The following is a 16,949-nucleotide window of genomic DNA, read 5'->3' as shown; positions in this document are numbered from 1 at the left end:
CTTTCTCACCTCGGTGGTGTGAACACCAACAGCCCAGGGGACATTCCCAGTGTCGCAGCCCGAGTTCCAGCGGTCGCGGCGGGCCCGACGTGATCGCCGAAATCCTGGCCGCTCGTACCACACCGGGCAGAAACCGTGGATAATTGATGTTCGCCTTGTTCGGTCCAGACGCGAGGGAGAGCCCATCGGTGACCAGTAGCGACATGTCACCAGACCCATCGGCGCCAGGCCGGGCGCCTCGGGACTCCGAACGCGACCAGCAGCTCCAGCTGGACCGGGAGCAGGAGCACGTCAGGGCCGTCTACACGCGTCTGGACGAGCTCCGCGAGCATACCCGCAACCGGCTGACGCAGGTCCGCCGGGGCGGGGCCGTGGGCACCCACCAGAACCGTTCGGAGCGGGATGCCTTCGCCACCCTGTACGAGGACCGCCTCGCCCAGCTGAACTCGGTGGAGGACCGGCTGCTGTTCGGCCGCCTCGATCTGCGGGATGGTCAGCGCCGCTACGTCGGTCGGATCGGCATCTCCGACGCCGAGCACCAGCCGCTGCTCACCGACTGGCGCGCCCCTGCCGCGCAGCCCTTCTACCAGGCCACTGCCGCCCATCCCGGGGACGTCGTGCTGCGCCGTCACCTGCAGACCAAGGGGCGCACCGTGATCGGTCTGGAGGACGACCTGCTCGACGCCGACGCAGTCGCCGGTGATGTGGTGCTCAGTGGTGAGGGGGCGCTGCTCGCGGCGCTGAACGCCGAGCGCACCGGGCGGATGAGCGACATCGTCGCCACGATCCAGGCCGAGCAGGACGCGATCATCCGCTCCTCGCTGGACGGCGTGCTGGTGGTCGAGGGCGGCCCGGGCACCGGAAAGACGGCGGTAGCGCTGCACCGTGCGGCCTATCTGCTCTACGCCCACCGGGACCGGATCGAACGCTCCGGGGTGCTGGTGGTCGGCCCATCGCGGGTGTTCCTGCGCTATATCGAGCAGGTGCTGCCGGCCCTCGGCGAGACCGGGGTGGTGGCCACCACGATCGGGGACCTGCTGCCCGATATCGAGGCCCCGGCCACTGAGGACCCGGCCGTCGCAGAGATCAAGGGCCGCTCGACCTGGGCTCGGATCCTGTCCAACGCGGTACGGGCTCGGCAGCGCATCCTGCCGGAGCGGGACCTGCGCGTGGGATCACTGCGGTTGCGGCTGCGCACCGAGGACATGGAGGAGGCTCAGGCCCGCGCGCGCCGGTCCCGCCAGCCGCACAACCTGGCCCGGGTCACGTTCGTGCGGCATATGCTTTCCGCACTGGCCGGCCAGTACATGGAGAAGGTGGAGGCGGGCACCGAGGACCACGCGGAGATCGTCGACGAGCTGCGCACGACCCGGGATGTGCGGGTCGCGCTGAACCTGTGCTGGCTGCCGCTGACCGTGACCGGGCTGCTCGAGGACCTGTACGCGAAGCCGCACCGGCTCGCCGAGGCGGCGCCGCGGCTGACCGCTGCCGAGCGATCGATGCTGGTCCGCGAGCGCGGCTCGGCCTGGACGCCGGCGGACGTACCGCTACTGGATGAGGTCGCTGAGCTGCTCGGCGCCGACGACGAGGCCGCCCGGGCCCACGAACAGGCGGAACGGGCCCGCCATGCCCAGGAGGTGGCCTACGCCGAGGAGATGCTCGCCGCCTCCGGCGCCGGTGGCGGTCTGGTGTCCGCGGAGCTGGTGGCCCAGCGCTTCATCGGCGGAGGCAGCGGGCTGACCACTGCCGAACGGGCTGCCGCGGATCGCTCCTGGACCTACGGGCACGTCGTGGTCGACGAGGCTCAGGAGCTGTCCGCGATGGCCTGGCGGTCCTTGCTGCGACGCAACCCGAGCCGCTCGATGACCATCGTCGGGGACGTCTGGCAGACCTCCAGCCGGGCCGGTGCCCGCGACTGGGACCAGATGCTGGCCCGCCCGCTGCGTGGGAACTTCCGGACCGAGACGCTCACGGTGAACTACCGCACCCCGGCCTCGATCATGACGTTGGCCCAGGAGGCGATGCATCGCTGGATGCCTGATCTTCCGCCCGCCCCGGTGACCTCCGCACGAGACCTGCCTGGCGCCGTCGTGCGGGAGAAGGTGGCGAACCTGACCGGGGAGCTGCCGCGAGTGGTGGCCGATGCCCGTGCCGACGGCAAGCTGGCGGTGATCACCGCCGCCGCGGACCGGGACCGGATCGCTGCGGCGCTCGGCGCCGGCGACGGGCTCGACCTGCGCGCCGACGTAGTGGTCCTCGACGCGGCCGGCAGCAAGGGTCTGGAGTTCGATGTGGTGGTGCTGGCCGAACCGCAGGCGATCCTCGACGGCGGTTCTCCGGCCGATCTGTACGTCGCCATGACCCGGGCTACTCAGCGGTTGCACCTGGTGCACTCCGGCGACCTCCCGGCAGCCCTGGAGTCCAACCACTGAGCACGTTTTTGTTCTACGCCTGCTGAGGAGCACGATAGGGCCGTGGTCAAGGCACTCCTTCTGGAAAACATCCACCCGCTGGGCACCGAGGTGCTCGACGCTGCCGGTGTGGAGGTGGCCACCCGATCCGGCGCTCTGGACGAGGACGAGCTGATCGCCGCACTGGACGGGGTACAGGTACTGGGGATCCGATCCAAGACGCAGATCACCCCTCGGGTGCTGGAGCATGCCCCGGACCTGTTGGCGATCGGTGCGTTCTGCATCGGCACCAACCAGATCGACCTGCAGGCTGCCGGTCATGCCGGCGTCGTGGCGTTCAACGCCCCGTTCTCCAACACCCGTTCCGTGGTGGAGCTGGCGCTGGCCGAGATCATCGCGCTCACCCGGCGGCTGACCGAGAAGGACAAGTCGCTACACGCCGGTGTGTGGGACAAATCGGCGAACGGTTCGCACGAAGTGCGCGGGCGGACAGTGGGCATCGTCGGCTACGGGAACATCGGTACCCAGCTGTCCGTGGTGGCCGAGGCGCTGGGCATGCGGGTGATCTTCTACGACACCGCGGAGAAGCTGGCCCTGGGTAATGCCAAGCGGATGCCGAGCCTGCACGCGCTGCTCGCCGAGGCGGATGTGGTCACGCTGCACGTGGACGGTAGGCCCGGGAACGCGGGGATGTTCGGTGCCGGGGAGTTCGCCGCGATGAAGCAGGGGTCGATCTTCCTGAACCTGTCCCGCGGGTTCCTGGTGGACTACAGCGCGCTGCGCGAGCAGGTGCTCGCCGGACGGATCAGCGGTGCGGCCGTGGATGTGTTCCCGGTCGAGCCGAAGTCGCAGGGTGACCCGTTCGACTCCGAGCTGCGCGAGCTGCCGAACGTGATCCTCACTCCGCATGTGGGCGGCTCCACTGAGGAGGCGCAGCAGGACATCGGCCGGTTCGTGGCCGCGAAGCTCCGCGACTACCTGCACGCCGGTGCTACTGCGCTGAGCGTGAACGTACCGGCGCTGATCCTGGACCGGCCCCATGCCGGCAGCCGGCGGATCGCCCACCTGCACCAGAACGTGCCCGGGGTGATGGCGGCGGCGAACCAGGAACTCTCCGCGGCCGGGGCGAACATCGAGAGCCAGGTGCTGGCGACGTCCGGAAGCCTGGGCTATGCGGTCACCGATGTCAGTGGCAGCGTATCGGCCCAGACGCTGGCCCGGATCGAGGCGATGGAGGCGACGGTGCGGCTGCGCACGTTGGATCCGGACGCCACGGACTGACCCGCGGGGCAGGACCGACGCCCCATCGCCGCTCCCCCTCCCTCGGTTTGCCGTGTTCTGTCGCTTCCCCGGCCGGGGAAGCGACAGAACACGGCAAACCGGCGGGGTGGGCCGATCTCAGCCGGACTTGCGGCGGAACTGTCGGCGCCCGCCGGGCCCGTCGATCTCGGAACCGTGGACCGGTCCGGTGTTCGGTGGGGCTTCCTCGGTGAGATGCTCACGCTCAGACTTGCGGTCGAGGGCTGCGCGCATCTTCGCCTTCGCGTCGGCCATCGGATCGTCGGACTTCTCGGATGACATCAGGGCTCCCTCTGACGGTCGTCGGCATCAGGGGGACCCGATGCCGTGTGCCCACTCTGCCCGGTTGCCGCGGGCATCGCCAACGATTACTACCGATCGACGGTGCGGCAACGGCCGTCCGTATCGGCTCTAGCCAGCGGCGAACGAGTCGGTGGCACGGATCAGCGCATCCAGAGTGGCGGGCTCGCTGAAGGCGTGGCCCGAGTCTGGGGTCATCACCAGCTCGGCGTGGGGCATGGCCTGGGCGAGCTCGTAGGCGGAGACCGCGGGAGTGCACATGTCGTAGCGGCCCTGCACGATCACGGTCGGGATGTCCGCCAGCCGGTAGGCGTCGCGGATGAGTTGACCTTCCTCGAGCCAGCCGTGGTTGACGAAGAAATGGTTCTCGATGCGTGCGAACGAGACCGCATGGGCGTCATCAGCTGCCTTGGCCAGGTTTGCCGGGTCGGGATAGAGGGAGATCACCGTGTTCTCCCAGGCTGTCCACGCCGCGCCGGCTTGCACATGGACGGCCGGGTCGGGGTCGAACAGGAGGTCGTGAAAGGCCTCCTGCAGCCGCCCGGGCATGCGGCGCTCAAGCGGCACCGGGGCGAGGTAGTCCTCCCAGGCATCGGGATAGACGTTGCGCAGCGGTCCCTCGTACATCCAGTCCAGCTCGCTGCGGCGCAGGGTGAAGATGCCTCGCAGTACCAGCTCGGTGACCCGGCTCGGATGGGTCTGGGCATACGCGAGAGCGAGGCACGAGCCCCAGGAGCCGCCGAACACCTGCCACGCCGTGACGCCGAGGTGCTCGCGCAGCGCTTCGATATCGGCCACCAGGTGCCAGGTGGTGTTCGTGCTCAGATCGGCCTCCGGCGCCGAGGCGTGTGGGCGGGATCGGCCGGCCATCCGCTGATCGAACAGGACGATCCGGTAGCGCTCCGGATCGAAGACACGCCGCTGTGCAGGGCTCACGCCCGAGCCTGGCCCGCCGTGCAGGAAGACCACCGGCTTGCCCGCGGGATTCCCACTCACCTCGTAGTAGAGCTCGTGATCATCGCTCACCCCCAGGTACCCGGTCTCGTGGGGCTCGATCTCCGGGTAGAAGGTGCGAAGGTCGGGGCTGTCGCGGCGTCGAGGGGTCATGGGTTCGAACCTATCGCGGCCGGCGCGGGCATGAGTTCGGACCCATCGCGGCCGGCGGGGGCATGAGTTCGAACCGATAGAGACCCGGGGCTCGCACAGTGCTGGGGACTCTCCGGGCGGAGCGAGACGCACTCTCATCCACCTGCAGCGACGGACTACTCTCGGGACCATGTACACACCTGCCGATAACCGGTACGACCACATGCCGATGCGCCACTGCGGGAAGAGCGGGCTGCAGCTGCCGCTAGTCTCCCTCGGGCTGTGGCAGAACTTCGGGGATACCGACCCACTGCAGACCCAGCGGGAGATCGTCTACCACGCCTTCGACCGCGGGATCACCCAGATCGACCTGGCGAACAACTACGGACCGCCGCCGGGCAGCGCGGAGGAGAACTTCGGCCGGATGCTGCGCGCCGACCTGGCCGCGCTGCGGGACGAGCTGGTGATCACCACCAAGGCCGGCTACCCGATGCACCCCGGGCCTTACGGCGACGGCAGCTCGCGCAAGTATCTGCTCTCCTCGCTGGATGCCTCCCTGCGCCGGATGGGCCTGGACTATGTGGACATCTTCTACAGCCACCGGTACAACCCGGACACCCCGCTGACCGAGACCCTCGGGGCGCTGAAGACGGCAGTGGACTCCGGCCGCGCCCTGTACGCGGGCATCTCCTCCTACAACGCCAAGCGCACCCGGGAGGCCCTGGCGGTGGCCGCGGACCTCGGGCTCGACCTGCTGGTACACCAGCCGTCCTACTCGATGCTGAACCGGTGGATCGAGGACCCCGACCAGGCCGGCACCGGCGAGTCGCTGCTGGACGTGCTCGGCGATGCCGGCATGGGTGCCGTGGTGTTCTCCCCGCTCGCGCAGGGGATGCTCACCGGCAAGTACCTGGATGGCGTTCCGGCCGACTCCCGCCGTGCGAAGGGTGGCCCGCTGCGGGAGGAGTACCTGAGCGAGGAGAACCTGGCCCGGGTACGGTCGCTGAACGAGATCGCCGCCGGTCGCGGCCAGACGCTGGCCCAGATGGCGGTGGCGTGGGTGCTGCGCGATCCCCGGGTCACCACCGCGCTGGTGGGTGCCTCGAGCGTGCGTCAGCTGGATGACACCCTCGGTGCGCTGGACAACCTGGAGTTCACCGAGGCTGAGCTGACCGAGATCGACCGCTACGCCCGGGACGGTGGAGTGAACCTCTGGGCGCCGCGCTCCAGCGACCGCTGAGCACTCTCCGACCCCGCTGAAAGTGGGCCGATCCCACTGATAGCGGGCCGATCCCACGAACAGTGGTTCGCCGCCGGTGGTCCGGGCTTCCCCTCCCGGGCCACCGGCGGCCGTCTATTACTCGAGCGGCTCGGCTGCGCTGCGCTCGTCGCGCAGAGCCGTGATCGCCGCTTCGAAATCCTCCAGGGACGAGAAGCCCTGGTACACGCTCGCGAACCGCAGATACGCGATCTCGTCCAACTCGCGCAGCGGGCCCAGGATGGTCAGCCCCACCTCGTGCGCGTCCATCTCGGCCACACCGGTGGCACGGACCACTTCTTCGACCTGCTGGGCGAGCAGCGCCAGATCGTCCTCGGAGACCGGGCGGCCCTGGCATGCCTTGCGCACGCCGGCAATCACCTTGTCCCGGCTGAACGGCTCGACGGCACCCGATCGCTTCATCACCGTCAGGCTGGTGGTCTCCACTGTGGTGAAGCGGCGGCCGCACTCCGGACACTGTCGGCGACGACGGATGGACGCGCCATCCTCAGCCGTGCGAGAATCCACGACCCGGGAGTCGCCATGCCGGCAGAACGGGCAGTGCACCTAGCGGTTCCCTTCCCTCCGGCGTCGTGCGAAAGCACCACATGTTGGTCAATCACATCCATGTAACTACTAGATGTACCCAACTTAGACATCCGAGGGCCACTCGCGCAAGTGCCATCGACCGGCCTGGACCGGCCGCGGCAGCCGGGCGGGTCGATCAGGTCACTCCCCCGAAGGAACGGTCAGCTCTGCGCCGGCGTGCACTGTCGAGGCGGACAGGTTATTCAGCGCCATGATCTGGTCGATCACCACGCGCACGTCCTGCCCATCGGCCGCGACGTCCGCAGCGATGGTCCAGAGACTCTCGCCGGGGCCGACGGTCACGCTCTGCACCTGCTCGGGCATCGGCTCCGCCTCCGGGAACGCCAGGCCGGCACCCACCCCGACAGCGGCGGCAACTGCGAACGCCAGGGCCACCAGCACGACACGGCCACGGACGGTCAGTCGCAGGGCGGCACTCGTGTCGGCCGGGCGAGACTCCGTCTCCGCCACAGGCAGAGGTGCGGCCGGCAGATCAGGGACGGCCCTCAGGTGCCGCCTGCGGGAGGGCACGGTCAGGGGCGCTGTGGGGAAGGCCAGTGCGCTCATCGTTCTCGTCTCCTCAAACTCGTCGAACACCCGTCCGTCGAACGTCTGTACTGACAGTAGCACATCTGTTCGTTCGACACGCCAGTCGAACACATGTTTGGTCTTTCGGGTGGTGGCGCCTATCGTGGAGAACGCCACAGACCGAGCAGATCATCGACCACCGACATCGGCGGATTTCCAGGCGATGCGGAACAGGAGGACACCATGGCCCGCGCACAACAGGACCCGAGCGACCGCCCGGACCCAGCCAGCCTGAGCCCCCGGCAGCGACGGATCATGGACTCGATCCGCGCCAGCCTGGAGGCCAAGGGGTACCCACCGACGATGCGGGAGATCGCCACCGCCGTCGGCCTGGCCAGCCCGTCCTCGGTGAAGTACCAGCTGGAGCTGCTGGAGCAGAAGGGATTCCTTCGCCGCGATGCACTCTCCACCCGGGCCATCGAGATCGTTTCCGACGACTCCCGCAAGGTACGCGGTGACGCCGCCACGTTCACCACCCATGACGGCGAGCAGGACACCAGCCACGCCGCCTATGTGCCGGTGGTCGGGCGAATCGCCGCCGGTGGCCCGATCCTGGCCGATCAGGCGGTCGAGGATGTCTTCCCGCTCCCCCGCCAGCTGGTGGGCGAGGGTGAGCTGTTCCTGCTCAAGGTGGTCGGTGACTCGATGATCGACGCCGCGATCTGCGACGGCGACTGGGTCGTGGTGCGCAGCCAGGCCGTCGCGGAGAACGGCGAGATCGTGGCGGCGATGATCGACGGTGAGGCCACGGTCAAGTCGCTGAAGAAGACCGACAGCGCACTGTGGCTGTTGCCGGCGAACGAGAACTACGCCCCGATCGACGGCAGCGACGCACAGATCCTCGGACGCGTGGTCAGCGTGCTCCGCTCACTCTAGGCTCGCTCTCGGCCACCGCCTCCGCGGCCAGCCGGCGCAGGGCACCACGGACTACCTCAGCATTGGTGGTCGGCCACAGCGGAGGCAAGCTGGCCGCCAGGTAGGAACCGTACCGAGCGGTGCGCAGCCGCGGGTCGAGCACTGCGACCACCCCCCGGTCGGTCACCGACCGAATCAGCCGACCGGCACCCTGGGCGAGCAGCAGGGCCGCATGAGTGGCAGAGACGGCCATGAACCCGTTGCCACCAGCCCGCCCGATCGCCTCCGTGCGGGCCGCCTTCACCGGGTCGTCCGGGCGCGGGAACGGGATCCGGTCGATGAACACCAGACGGCAGCTCAGCCCGGGCACGTCCACGCCCTGCCAGAGCGAGAGGGTGCCGAACAGGCTGGCGCGCGGGTCGGCGGCGAACTCGCGGACCAGCGTGGGCAACACGTCCTCGCCCTGCAGCAGGATCGGGGTGTCCACCTGCTCGCGAAGCGCTTCGGCGGCCGCCTCGGCACCCCGGCGAGACGAGAACAGCCCGAGCGCCCCGCCGTCGGAGGCAGTGATCAGCTCGGCGATCTCGGCGAGCATCTTCTCGTCGGTCCCGTCCCGTCCCGGCGCGGCGAGCGAGGAGGCCACGTACAGGATGCCCTGCCGGCCATAGTCGAACGGTGAGGTGACCAGTTCGCTGCGGTAGCCGCCGTCGGCCAGTCCCAAGGAGCGCGCGGTGGCCTCGAACGTGCCACCGAGGGCAAGCGTAGCCGAGGTGAGCACGGCCGAGCGTCCGCTGAGCAGCTCGCCCGCGATCGGGCCGGCCACGTTCAGCGGGGCGAGCATCAGCCGCGAGGCCTCCCCCGGCCGCCGGCCGCGTTCGCACCAGAGCACGTCCACATGGTCGGCGATCCGGTCCGAGAGCAGCCGATCGGCCACCTCGAACAGGGCGAGCAGTGCGCTGTGCGCCATCGACTTCGCCCCGGCCTCACCGGCTGCAGAGGACTGCTGGCGCATCGCGGTCATCCCTTCCCGGGTGCCTTCGGCGATGCTGCGCACGATCGGAGCAAGCTCGGCCGGTAGCCCGGACCGGAGCCTGCCCTCCGGAACCGCCATCAGCAGCGGCCGGAGCGCGTCAGCGGCCTCCTCGAGGGTGCTCAGCGGGAGTCCGGCATGCCGGCGCGCAGTGCGGGCGGTGCGTTCGACCACGGCCGCGGACAGCTCCACAGTGGCCTGCGCGGTGACCCGATCGGGTAGTTCGTGCGCCTCGTCCACCACGAGGATCTCGTGCTCGGGCAGCACTTTGGGGTTTCCGGCGGCGGCGATGCCAAGCATCGCGTGGTTGGTGACCACCACGTCGGCCTCGCGGGCGTGGGCGCGGGCGCGCTCGGGGAAGCACTCCGCCAGCAGCGGGCACTTCTGGCCGAGGCACTCCAACGAGCTGATGGACACCTGCCGCCAGGCGCGTTCACTGACCCCAGGCACCAGATCGTCCCGGTCGCCGGTGTCGGTCTCGCCGGCCCACTCCCGCAACCGCACTACCTGGCCACCCAGGCCTTCGTCGGCTTCTCTGGGGTGCTCCTCCGCCGATGACGGCGCAGCTTCCGTGGCGGCGAACAGGGCACCTTCGTCGTCGGGATAGCCGCCGGCAACCTTGTGCTTGCAGACGTAGTTGTGCCAGCCCTTGAGGAGGGCCACGTCGGGCTCCCGCTGCAGATGGCCGGTGAGGTTCTCCCGCACCACGGGCAGGTCGTGGCCGAGGATCTGCCGCTGCAGGGCGAGGGTGGCGGTGGAGACGATCGCGCGCTGACCGGACTCGACCGCCTTGATCAGCGTGGGCACCAGGTAGGCGAGCGATTTCCCGGTGCCGGTGCCGGCCTGCACGAGCAGATGCCCTCCGTCGTCCAGCGCGTCCGCCACCGCTCGGGCCATCTCGTGCTGCCCCTCTCGACGGGCGCCGCCCATCGCGCCGACCACCTGGTCCAGGGCAGCGTCGATGGTGTGCGCTTCCGCGCCCTCGGCGGCGGTAGCCGTCTGGCGGACCGGGCCGGCTTCGCCAGCCTCGCCGACCGAGCCGGCGTGCTGCGCATCCTGCTCGCTCTCACCCACCCCCCGACGGTATCGCGCCCGCGAGGCTGCGAGACCCCGCGTCCACAGCCCGCACCATCCCACTGACCTGACCCGCGCCCAGCCCCGGGCGTGAATCCATCCAGTCGCTAGTTGGCGCACTGAGTAGTGCTCCGCGGTATCGCCCAAGTGCGGCAAGTATCGAACGGGCCGTGCGGCGCCCGGGCCAGCGCCGGGCGGCTCAGCCGGCGTTGCGCAGGTCCGCAGCCAACGCGTCGTCCACCCGCGCGACCAGGCGGGTGCCGGCTTCCAGGTGCTCGGTGGAGATGACTTCACCTGTGGCGTGTGCGCGGTGCACCAGGTCGCCCCGGTCGTAGGGCACCACCACGTCCACCTCCACCGCCGGGCGCGGTAGGGCCTCGGCGATCGCCGCCTGCAGCTCCTCGATCCCGGCGCCGGTGCGGGCGGAGACCGCGATCGCGTTCGGCTCGCGGGTGCGCAGCCGGGCAATCGTCTCCGGTTCGGCCAGGTCGGCCTTGTTCAGCACCACCAGCTCGGGCAGGTCCCGGGCCCCCTCGATATCCCGCAGCACATCGCGGACCGCGGCGATCTGTCCCTCGGGGTCGGGGTGCGCGGCGTCCACCACGTGCACGATCACATCGGAAGCCCCCACCTCTTCCAGCGTGGAGCGGAACGCCTCCACCAGCTGGGTGGGCAGGTTCCGCACGAAGCCGACCGTGTCGGCGAGGGTGTAGGCGCGTCCGTCCGGAGTCTGCGCTCGGCGCACTGTCGGGTCCAGGGTGGCGAACAGCGCGTTCTGCACCAGCACGCCGGCGTCGGTGAGCCGGTTCAGCAGCGAGGACTTGCCGGCGTTGGTGTAGCCGGCGATCGCGACCGAGGGGACCTCGGCGGCACTGCGGGAGTGCCGGCGGGCGGCCCGGCCGGGGGCCATCTGCTCGATCTGCCGGCGTAGCTTGGCCATCCGGGTGCGGATCCGGCGCCGGTCCAGCTCGATCTTGGTCTCACCGGGTCCACGGGAACCGATGCCGGCACCACCGGCCACCCGGCCACCTGCCTGCCGGGACATCGACTCACCCCAACCACGCAGGCGCGGCAACAGGTACTCGAGCTGCGCCAGCTCCACCTGCGCCTTGCCCTCGCGAGACTTGGCGTGCTGGGCAAAGATGTCCAGGATCAGGGCGGTGCGGTCGATCACCTTCACCTTGATCACGTCCTCCAGCCCACGCCGCTGTGACGGGGCGAGCTCGGAGTCGACGATCACGGTATCGGCGTTGGTCGCGGCGACCACGCCGGCCAGCTCGGCGGCCTTGCCGGAGCCCAGGTAGGTGCCCGGATCGGGAGCGGAGCGCCGCTGCAGCATGCCGTCGAGCACAGTGGAACCGGCGGTCTCGGCGAGTGCGGCGAGCTCGCGGAGCGAGACTTCAGCCATCTCGGCGGTGCCGTGGGTCCACAGACCGACCAGCACCACCCGCTCGAGGCGCAGCTGCCGGTACTCGACCTCGCTGACGTCCTCCAGCTCGGTGGACAGTCCGCCCACACGCTGCAGGGCCACGCGTTCGGCCAGGTCGAGCTGGTCGCCGTCGTAGTCGGTGTGCTCGTCGGAGTCCTGCTGGATCGCTGTGCCCGCCCTCGCCAGAATCCGGTCCACGACGTCCTGAGCGCGGGCCTCGGTAGAGGTGTCCAGCTCGGCGGGAGTCGGATGGGTAGGTCGGGTCATGGTGTCCTTTGCTGCAGTGCCGGTCAGTGTGTTCTTCCACGATCCCACTCCGAACCACCGCCCGCCAACGGATTTCGCTCAGGGCGGGGGCGCCGGGCGGCACTACGCTGGGGCCCTGTGGGTCACTACTTCACCAACGAGCCGGAAGCAGCGAGCGCTCCGCGCACCCTGACCGTGAACCTGCACGGCAGGCAGGTCGATGTGACCACCGACGCCGGTGTCTTCTCGGCTACCCGCCTGGACCCCGGCACCACGGTGCTGCTGAGCCATGCCGGCGACCCACCGCCGTCGGGCACGGTGCTGGACCTGGGCTGCGGCTGGGGGCCGATCAGCCTGGCGCTAGCGATGGCCCGCCCACAGGTGCGGGTGCTCGCCGTGGATGTGAACACCCGGGCGCTGGAGCTGACTGCCGCGAACGCCGAGCGCCTCGGGCTGCGCAACGTGGAGACGTTCACCCCCGAGACGCTGCTGGCCGCCGAGCCGGACCTGGTGCTGGACGCGATCTGGTCCAACCCGCCGATCCGGGTGGGCAAGGCGGTACTGCACGAGCTGCTGCGCACTTGGTTGCCGCGGCTGGCGCCGGGGGCGAGCGCCCAGCTGGTGGTGGCGAAGAATCTCGGTGCCGACTCGCTGCAGCGCTGGATCACTGCGGAGCTGGCGCTGCCGGCCGAACGCACCACCAGCGTGAAGGGCTACCGGATCCTGGTGGTCACTGCCCCAGCGGAGTGATCACACCGACCAGCTCGGCCGGGCCGGCGAGCTCCACCCGGTCGCCGTCCACCCGGACCCGCAACGTTCCGCCGGGCACCTGGACCTGCCAGTGGTCCGGTGCGCCCTCGCCGAACCAGGCGCGCACCGCCAGGGCGGCGGCGCAGGCGCCGGTGCCGCAGGAGAGGGTCTCGCCGACGCCGCGCTCGTGCACCCGCATCCGCAGCGCACCGGTGGGGACGTCCCCTTCGGCGTCCCCGAGCGGGACCACGAACTCCACGTTCGTGCCGTGCTCGGGCTGCGGGTCCACCCGGGGCGGAGCGGACAGGTTCAGGTCGAGCAGGGTCGCCTCGTCCTGCAGGGCGACGACGGTGTGCGGGTTGGGCAGTTCCAGCCGGAGGCCAGGGCGCTGCTCGTCGAGCCCTTCGGTCACCACGGACACGTCGAAGCCGGCCGCGAGCGCGTCCGGCCCGCCGGTGGCCCGCCAGGTGCCCATGTCCGCGGCGTACTCCTCGCCTTCGCGGCGCACGCTGAGCACGCCGGCGCGGGTGCCGATCTGGGCGGTGGCGCCGTCGGCCAGGTCGAGCAGGCCGCTCTGGCGCAGGTAGGCGGTGAACACCCGGATGCCGTTACCGCACATCTCGGCGACGGACCCGTCGCCGTTGCGGTAGTCCATGAACCACTGCGCGCCCTGCTCGGCGGCCTGGGGATCGGTGAGCTCGGCGGGTACGGCGCGGATCACGCCGTCGGCGCCGAAGCCGGTGTGCCGGTCTGCGATCGCGGCGACCGTCTCGGGGGCCAGCTCACCAGTGCCATCGGTGTCGGTGTAGAGCAGGAAGTCGTTGCCGGTGCCGTGGCCCTTGGTCAGCGTGGGCAGGGCGGTGGGGAGTCTCACCCGGTCAGCCTACGTGCCTGATCGAGCAGCTTCGCGCCGGGCTCGAGCCAGGTGATCCGCTCATCGCGGCGGAACCACTTGCGCTGCCGGCGGGCGAGCTGCCGGGTGGCCAGCGCGGTCTGGGCGACGGCGTCGTCCTGGCTGAGCTCGCCGCGGAGCAGCGCGAGGGCCTGCGCGTAGCCGACGGCGCGCACGGCGGTCCGGCCCTGCTCCAGGCCACGGGTGAGCAGGTGTTCGGTCTCACCGACCAGACCGCCGGTGAACATCTGCTCGGCACGGGCGTTGATCCGCTCATCCAGCTCGGCGGCGGGCAGGTCGAGGCCGAGCTGGACGGCGGGGATGGCGTAGGTGTGGTCGGGCAAGTTCGCCGAGAACGGCCGTCCGGTGAGCTCGATGACCTCCAGCGCGCGCACGATCCGCCGGGTGTTGCCGCGCTCGATCCGTGCCGCCGCCTCGGGATCGCGGCGGGCCAGCTCGTCGTGCAGCACCCCGGGGCCATCCTCGGCGGCGCGCGCCTCCCAGGCGGCACGCACCTGCGGATCGGTGCCGGGAAAGTCGATCCGGTCCAGCAGGGCGCGCAGGTACAGTCCCGAGCCGCCCACGATCACGACGGCGTTACCCCGGTTCCGGATCGCGGTCCCGTCTGCGCGGGCGTAGGTCTGAAAGGCGGCCACACTGGCGTCCTCGGTCACCTCCAGCACGTCGAGCTGGTGGTGCGCGATACCGCGCCGTTGCTCGACGGGGACCTTAGCGGCGCCGATGTCCATCCCGCGGTAGAGCTGCATCGCGTCGGCGTTGATGATCTCGGCGCCGAGGTGCTCGGCCAGGTCCAGGGCGAGGTCGGACTTGCCCGTGGCCGTGGGGCCGACGACCGCGACCACGGGCGGGGCGGGGTGGGTCGCGGTCATGATGCTCGAGCGTACCTACCCGGTCGCTGGGTCCACCCGTCCGCAGACCCGCTGGCACTCGCAACGGAGGCAACCTGCGGGATCGGAGTCCGGATATACCTCACCTCGGATGCCGGAAGTCGCCTCCGTTGAGTGGGCGACCCACGGAACTGGGTCGACGATGCCCCGCTATCCCACCGGCGCAGCCAGGATGGTACGTTGAGGTGATGGATACCACATACAGTGCGCCGCTCGGCGACCGTGGACGCTTAGTGGTGCCGGCCGGACTTCGGACGCGCCAGAACTGGGAACAAGGCACACCGCTGCTTTTCATCGAGACTCCGCACGGTGTGGTCCTGGCGACCAGAGACCAGGCGAAGGCACTCCTGCGCGCTCAGTTGGCCGGCACGAACCTGGTCGATGAGCTCTTGACCGAACGCCGGGAACAGGCAAAGCGCGACGACGCCGCGTGATGGTCCTCGACGCCTCCGCGGTCCTTGCCTTCCTCCAGGGCGAGCGAGGAGCTGACCAGGTGGAACGAGCGCTGCCCGAGGGGATCATCGGTGCAGCCAACTGGGCCGAAGTGCTCCAGAAGCTGCGCGCCGGCAACGCCGACACGGCGATCGCCCGCAGCCTGCTGCTCAGCTATGGAGTCCGGCTCGAGGCAGTCAGCCCGGCTGACAGCGAACAGGCAGCAGCGTTGTGGCAGCGCGGCAACGGTCTCTCGCTCGGTGACCGGCTCTGCCTCGCACTCGGTCGTCGGCTGGACGTCCCCGTACTCACCGCCGATCGCGCATGGGGCGAGTCGGAGATGGTCATCCAGCTCCGGACGAGCGACTGACGCCCGCGGAGCACCTGGCGGGGCCTCAGCCCTGCTCGGCCATCCACGCATCCACGCGCCGCTGCGCCTCCTCCTCGGAGACGTCCTCCACCCGGGTCATGATCGCCCAGCGCTGCCCGAACGGGTCCAGGATGGAGCCGAACCGGTCACCGGTGACGAACGTGGAGACCTCCTCGCGGACCGTGGCACCGGCGGCCCGGGCGCGGGCCACCACGTCGTCGACGTCCTCGCAATAGAGACAGATCGAGTGCGTGACCGCGTCGGCCTCGTCCGCCGGTGCCGTCAGGCCGAAGGCCGGGTTCGCGTCACCGAGCTGGAGTCGGCCGTTGCCGAAGTCGAGCTCGGCGTGCGCCACCGAACCATCCGGGGCGTCGGTGCGATTGGTCAGCCGGGCGCCGAACACGGAGGTGTAAAAGTCGATCGCGGCGGCGCCGTCCGTGACCACCAGGAACGGGGTCAGCGAGGTGTAGCCGGCGGGGATCGGGCGGACGGTAGCGGTTGCAGCAGTGGTGTCGTTCGTCATGCTTCGATCCTGCCCGCCGGCCGGGTGGGAGATCTTGTCGATTTCCGACATCGTGCAGGTACCTCAACCGGAGTCCGTGCACACGGTGGCTCAGCTGTGGCTCAGCTGCGCTGTTCCCGGCGGAACCGGCCCGGTGGACGGCCGACCACAGTGGTGAAGTCTCGGGTGAAGTGTGCCTGGTCGGTGTAGCCGAGCTCGGCGGCTAGATCGCCCAGCGCGGGCGCGTCCTCCTCCCCCAGCTGCGCGGCGGCCTGCTGCAGTCGGCGGCGCTGCAGCAGCCACTTCGGGCTGAGCCCGATCCGCCGCCGACAGATCCGTTGCAGCTGCCGCTCGCCCACCCCGACCCGTTCGGCCAGCTCCGCGACGGTGTCCGCCGCTGCGCTCTCGGCCAGGTCCGCGGCCGCATTCGCGAGCTCACCCTCCGGGTCGACCGGCCCGCACCGCGTCCGCACCCAGTCGGTGAGCGCCCGGCCGGCGGTCTGCGGATCGGTGGGCATCAGCTCGCGGATCTGCGTACACACCGTGGCGAAGTCCTCACCCAGATCGGTGCGCTCGGCTCCGATCGCAGGGCCGACGTCCATCCGCCCCGGTCCCGGCCGCACCGCACGCGCCGGTTCACCGGCGAGCAGCAGGGCGGCCGCGGCTGGTCGCAGCAGCACCCCCACGCCCCAGCCGGTGCCAGCCAGGGTCCGGGTGCCCAGACCGGCGTCCACACCGTAGAAGCCGGCCTCGTCGGCCATCACGACGACGTTCCCGCCTGGGTACTGCAACGTCTCCTGGACCACCTGCTCACCTGGGGGTAGAGACCACAGCGGCACCCAGACGTGTCGGACCACGGCGGCTGCGCCGTCGTCGACCGCGAACCGGAGGAGCCGCACCCCCTGGCGACGCCCGGAGGATGGCAGCGGTC

At 70.3% G+C, this 16,949-nt stretch carries 17 protein-coding genes; 7 read left to right on the top strand and 10 right to left on the bottom strand.

Annotation, left to right across the window (positions count from 1 at the left end; all coding sequences use genetic code 11):
* The first annotated feature begins 203 nt into the window (after positions 1–203).
* Positions 204–2,432 (top strand): HelD family protein, encoded by a 2,229-nt coding sequence (locus tag FU260_RS07940; RefSeq protein WP_147919378.1) that lies wholly within the window; start codon positions 204–206, stop codon positions 2,430–2,432.
* Between the two features lie 42 nt (positions 2,433–2,474).
* The gene (serA, locus tag FU260_RS07935; RefSeq protein ID WP_147916572.1) at positions 2,475–3,692 is read left to right on the top strand and encodes a phosphoglycerate dehydrogenase; all 1,218 of its coding nucleotides are present in this window, start codon (positions 2,475–2,477) and stop codon (positions 3,690–3,692) included.
* Positions 3,693–3,809: 117 nt separating this feature from the next.
* Here the strand turns inward: serA and FU260_RS07930 are convergent, their stop codons facing one another.
* The gene (locus FU260_RS07930) at positions 3,810–3,992 is read right to left on the bottom strand and encodes a DUF5302 domain-containing protein (protein WP_147916571.1); all 183 of its coding nucleotides are present in this window, start codon (positions 3,990–3,992) and stop codon (positions 3,810–3,812) included.
* Between the two features lie 129 nt (positions 3,993–4,121).
* Complete coding sequence (gene pip, locus FU260_RS07925; RefSeq protein WP_147916570.1) at positions 4,122–5,117, bottom strand: prolyl aminopeptidase; 996 nt, start codon at positions 5,115–5,117, stop codon at positions 4,122–4,124.
* A gap of 169 nt (positions 5,118–5,286) precedes the next feature.
* Between pip and mgrA the strand changes: the two genes are divergently transcribed.
* On the top strand, positions 5,287–6,336 hold the full coding sequence (gene mgrA / locus FU260_RS07920) for an L-glyceraldehyde 3-phosphate reductase (RefSeq protein WP_147916569.1): 1,050 nt from the start codon (positions 5,287–5,289) through the stop codon (positions 6,334–6,336).
* Positions 6,337–6,453: 117 nt separating this feature from the next.
* Here the strand turns inward: mgrA and nrdR are convergent, their stop codons facing one another.
* Both nrdR and FU260_RS07910 read right to left on the bottom strand, forming a co-directional pair.
* Positions 6,454–6,921: a transcriptional regulator NrdR gene (nrdR, locus tag FU260_RS07915; protein WP_147916568.1), complete on the bottom strand. Its 468-nt coding sequence runs from the start codon at positions 6,919–6,921 to the stop codon at positions 6,454–6,456.
* A 162-nt stretch (positions 6,922–7,083) separates the two neighbouring features.
* Positions 7,084–7,509: a LysM peptidoglycan-binding domain-containing protein gene (locus tag FU260_RS07910; RefSeq protein WP_168211693.1), complete on the bottom strand. Its 426-nt coding sequence runs from the start codon at positions 7,507–7,509 to the stop codon at positions 7,084–7,086.
* 204 nt (positions 7,510–7,713) lie between these two features.
* Between FU260_RS07910 and lexA the strand changes: the two genes are divergently transcribed.
* Positions 7,714–8,406 carry a transcriptional repressor LexA gene (lexA, locus tag FU260_RS07905; RefSeq protein WP_147916566.1) on the top strand — a complete coding sequence of 231 codons (693 nt, stop codon included), beginning with the start codon at positions 7,714–7,716 and terminating at the stop codon, positions 8,404–8,406.
* Here lexA and FU260_RS07900 read toward each other — a convergent pair.
* The gene (locus FU260_RS07900) at positions 8,384–10,345 is read right to left on the bottom strand and encodes an ATP-dependent DNA helicase (protein WP_147919377.1); all 1,962 of its coding nucleotides are present in this window, start codon (positions 10,343–10,345) and stop codon (positions 8,384–8,386) included. The genes lexA and FU260_RS07900 overlap by 23 nt on opposite strands.
* A gap of 343 nt (positions 10,346–10,688) precedes the next feature.
* Complete coding sequence (hflX, locus tag FU260_RS07895; protein ID WP_147916565.1) at positions 10,689–12,185, bottom strand: GTPase HflX; 1,497 nt, start codon at positions 12,183–12,185, stop codon at positions 10,689–10,691.
* Between the two features lie 117 nt (positions 12,186–12,302).
* Here hflX and FU260_RS07890 point away from each other — a divergent pair, with 117 nt between their 5' ends.
* The gene (locus FU260_RS07890) at positions 12,303–12,914 is read left to right on the top strand and encodes a class I SAM-dependent methyltransferase (RefSeq protein WP_235912241.1); all 612 of its coding nucleotides are present in this window, start codon (positions 12,303–12,305) and stop codon (positions 12,912–12,914) included.
* Here FU260_RS07890 and dapF read toward each other — a convergent pair.
* On the bottom strand, positions 12,895–13,788 hold the full coding sequence (dapF, locus tag FU260_RS07885; RefSeq protein ID WP_147916563.1) for a diaminopimelate epimerase: 894 nt from the start codon (positions 13,786–13,788) through the stop codon (positions 12,895–12,897). The two genes, FU260_RS07890 and dapF, sit on opposite strands and share 20 nt — an antisense overlap.
* Positions 13,785–14,696, bottom strand: a complete 912-nt coding sequence (gene miaA, locus FU260_RS07880) for a tRNA (adenosine(37)-N6)-dimethylallyltransferase MiaA (RefSeq protein ID WP_147916562.1) — start codon at positions 14,694–14,696, stop codon at positions 13,785–13,787. Before miaA ends, dapF begins: the two co-directional genes overlap by 4 nt.
* 206 nt (positions 14,697–14,902) lie before the next feature.
* Here miaA and FU260_RS07875 point away from each other — a divergent pair, with 206 nt between their 5' ends.
* Together FU260_RS07875 and FU260_RS07870 are read left to right on the top strand one after the other, a co-directional pair.
* A complete protein-coding gene (locus FU260_RS07875) occupies positions 14,903–15,148 on the top strand; it encodes an AbrB/MazE/SpoVT family DNA-binding domain-containing protein (protein ID WP_147916561.1) in 246 nt (81 codons plus the stop codon).
* Positions 15,148–15,516, top strand: a complete 369-nt coding sequence (locus tag FU260_RS07870) for a type II toxin-antitoxin system VapC family toxin (RefSeq protein ID WP_210418294.1) — start codon at positions 15,148–15,150, stop codon at positions 15,514–15,516. Before FU260_RS07875 ends, FU260_RS07870 begins: the two co-directional genes overlap by 1 nt.
* Positions 15,517–15,541: 25 nt before the next feature.
* On the opposite strand, the gene FU260_RS07865 is transcribed toward FU260_RS07870, so the two are convergent.
* Together FU260_RS07865 and FU260_RS07860 are read right to left on the bottom strand one after the other, a co-directional pair.
* Positions 15,542–16,090 carry a VOC family protein gene (locus FU260_RS07865; protein WP_328592996.1) on the bottom strand — a complete coding sequence of 183 codons (549 nt, stop codon included), beginning with the start codon at positions 16,088–16,090 and terminating at the stop codon, positions 15,542–15,544.
* A gap of 50 nt (positions 16,091–16,140) precedes the next feature.
* Complete coding sequence (locus tag FU260_RS07860; RefSeq protein WP_147916559.1) at positions 16,141–16,875, bottom strand: helix-turn-helix domain-containing protein; 735 nt, start codon at positions 16,873–16,875, stop codon at positions 16,141–16,143.
* Positions 16,876–16,949 lie beyond the last annotated feature (74 nt).

Source organism: Ruania zhangjianzhongii, assembly GCF_008000995.1.
Lineage (GTDB): Bacteria > Actinomycetota > Actinomycetes > Actinomycetales > Beutenbergiaceae > Ruania > Ruania zhangjianzhongii.
The sequence above is the reverse complement of the archived record's forward strand: the minus strand, read 5'-3'. Positions and strand labels throughout refer to the sequence as shown.

What these genes read in the sequence shown, in the direction of transcription:
- mgrA (WP_147916569.1), top strand. Translation starts at nt 5,287, where the DNA reads ATGTACACACCTGCCGATAACCGGTACGACCACATGCCGATGCGCCAC.
- hflX (WP_147916565.1), bottom strand. Translation starts at nt 12,185, where the DNA reads ATGACCCGACCTACCCATCCGACTCCCGCCGAGCTGGACACCTCTACC.
- FU260_RS07930 (WP_147916571.1), bottom strand. Translation starts at nt 3,992, where the DNA reads ATGTCATCCGAGAAGTCCGACGATCCGATGGCCGACGCGAAGGCGAAG.
- FU260_RS07940 (WP_147919378.1), top strand. Translation starts at nt 204, where the DNA reads ATGTCACCAGACCCATCGGCGCCAGGCCGGGCGCCTCGGGACTCCGAA.
- FU260_RS07875 (WP_147916561.1), top strand. Translation starts at nt 14,903, where the DNA reads ATGGATACCACATACAGTGCGCCGCTCGGCGACCGTGGACGCTTAGTG.
- FU260_RS07865 (WP_328592996.1), bottom strand. Translation starts at nt 16,090, where the DNA reads ATGTCGGAAATCGACAAGATCTCCCACCCGGCCGGCGGGCAGGATCGA.
- FU260_RS07900 (WP_147919377.1), bottom strand. Translation starts at nt 10,345, where the DNA reads ATGGGCGGCGCCCGTCGAGAGGGGCAGCACGAGATGGCCCGAGCGGTG.
- FU260_RS07870 (WP_210418294.1), top strand. Translation starts at nt 15,148, where the DNA reads ATGGTCCTCGACGCCTCCGCGGTCCTTGCCTTCCTCCAGGGCGAGCGA.
- lexA (WP_147916566.1), top strand. Translation starts at nt 7,714, where the DNA reads ATGGCCCGCGCACAACAGGACCCGAGCGACCGCCCGGACCCAGCCAGC.
- FU260_RS07910 (WP_168211693.1), bottom strand. Translation starts at nt 7,509, where the DNA reads ATGAGCGCACTGGCCTTCCCCACAGCGCCCCTGACCGTGCCCTCCCGC.
- miaA (WP_147916562.1), bottom strand. Translation starts at nt 14,696, where the DNA reads ATGACCGCGACCCACCCCGCCCCGCCCGTGGTCGCGGTCGTCGGCCCC.
- pip (WP_147916570.1), bottom strand. Translation starts at nt 5,117, where the DNA reads ATGACCCCTCGACGCCGCGACAGCCCCGACCTTCGCACCTTCTACCCG.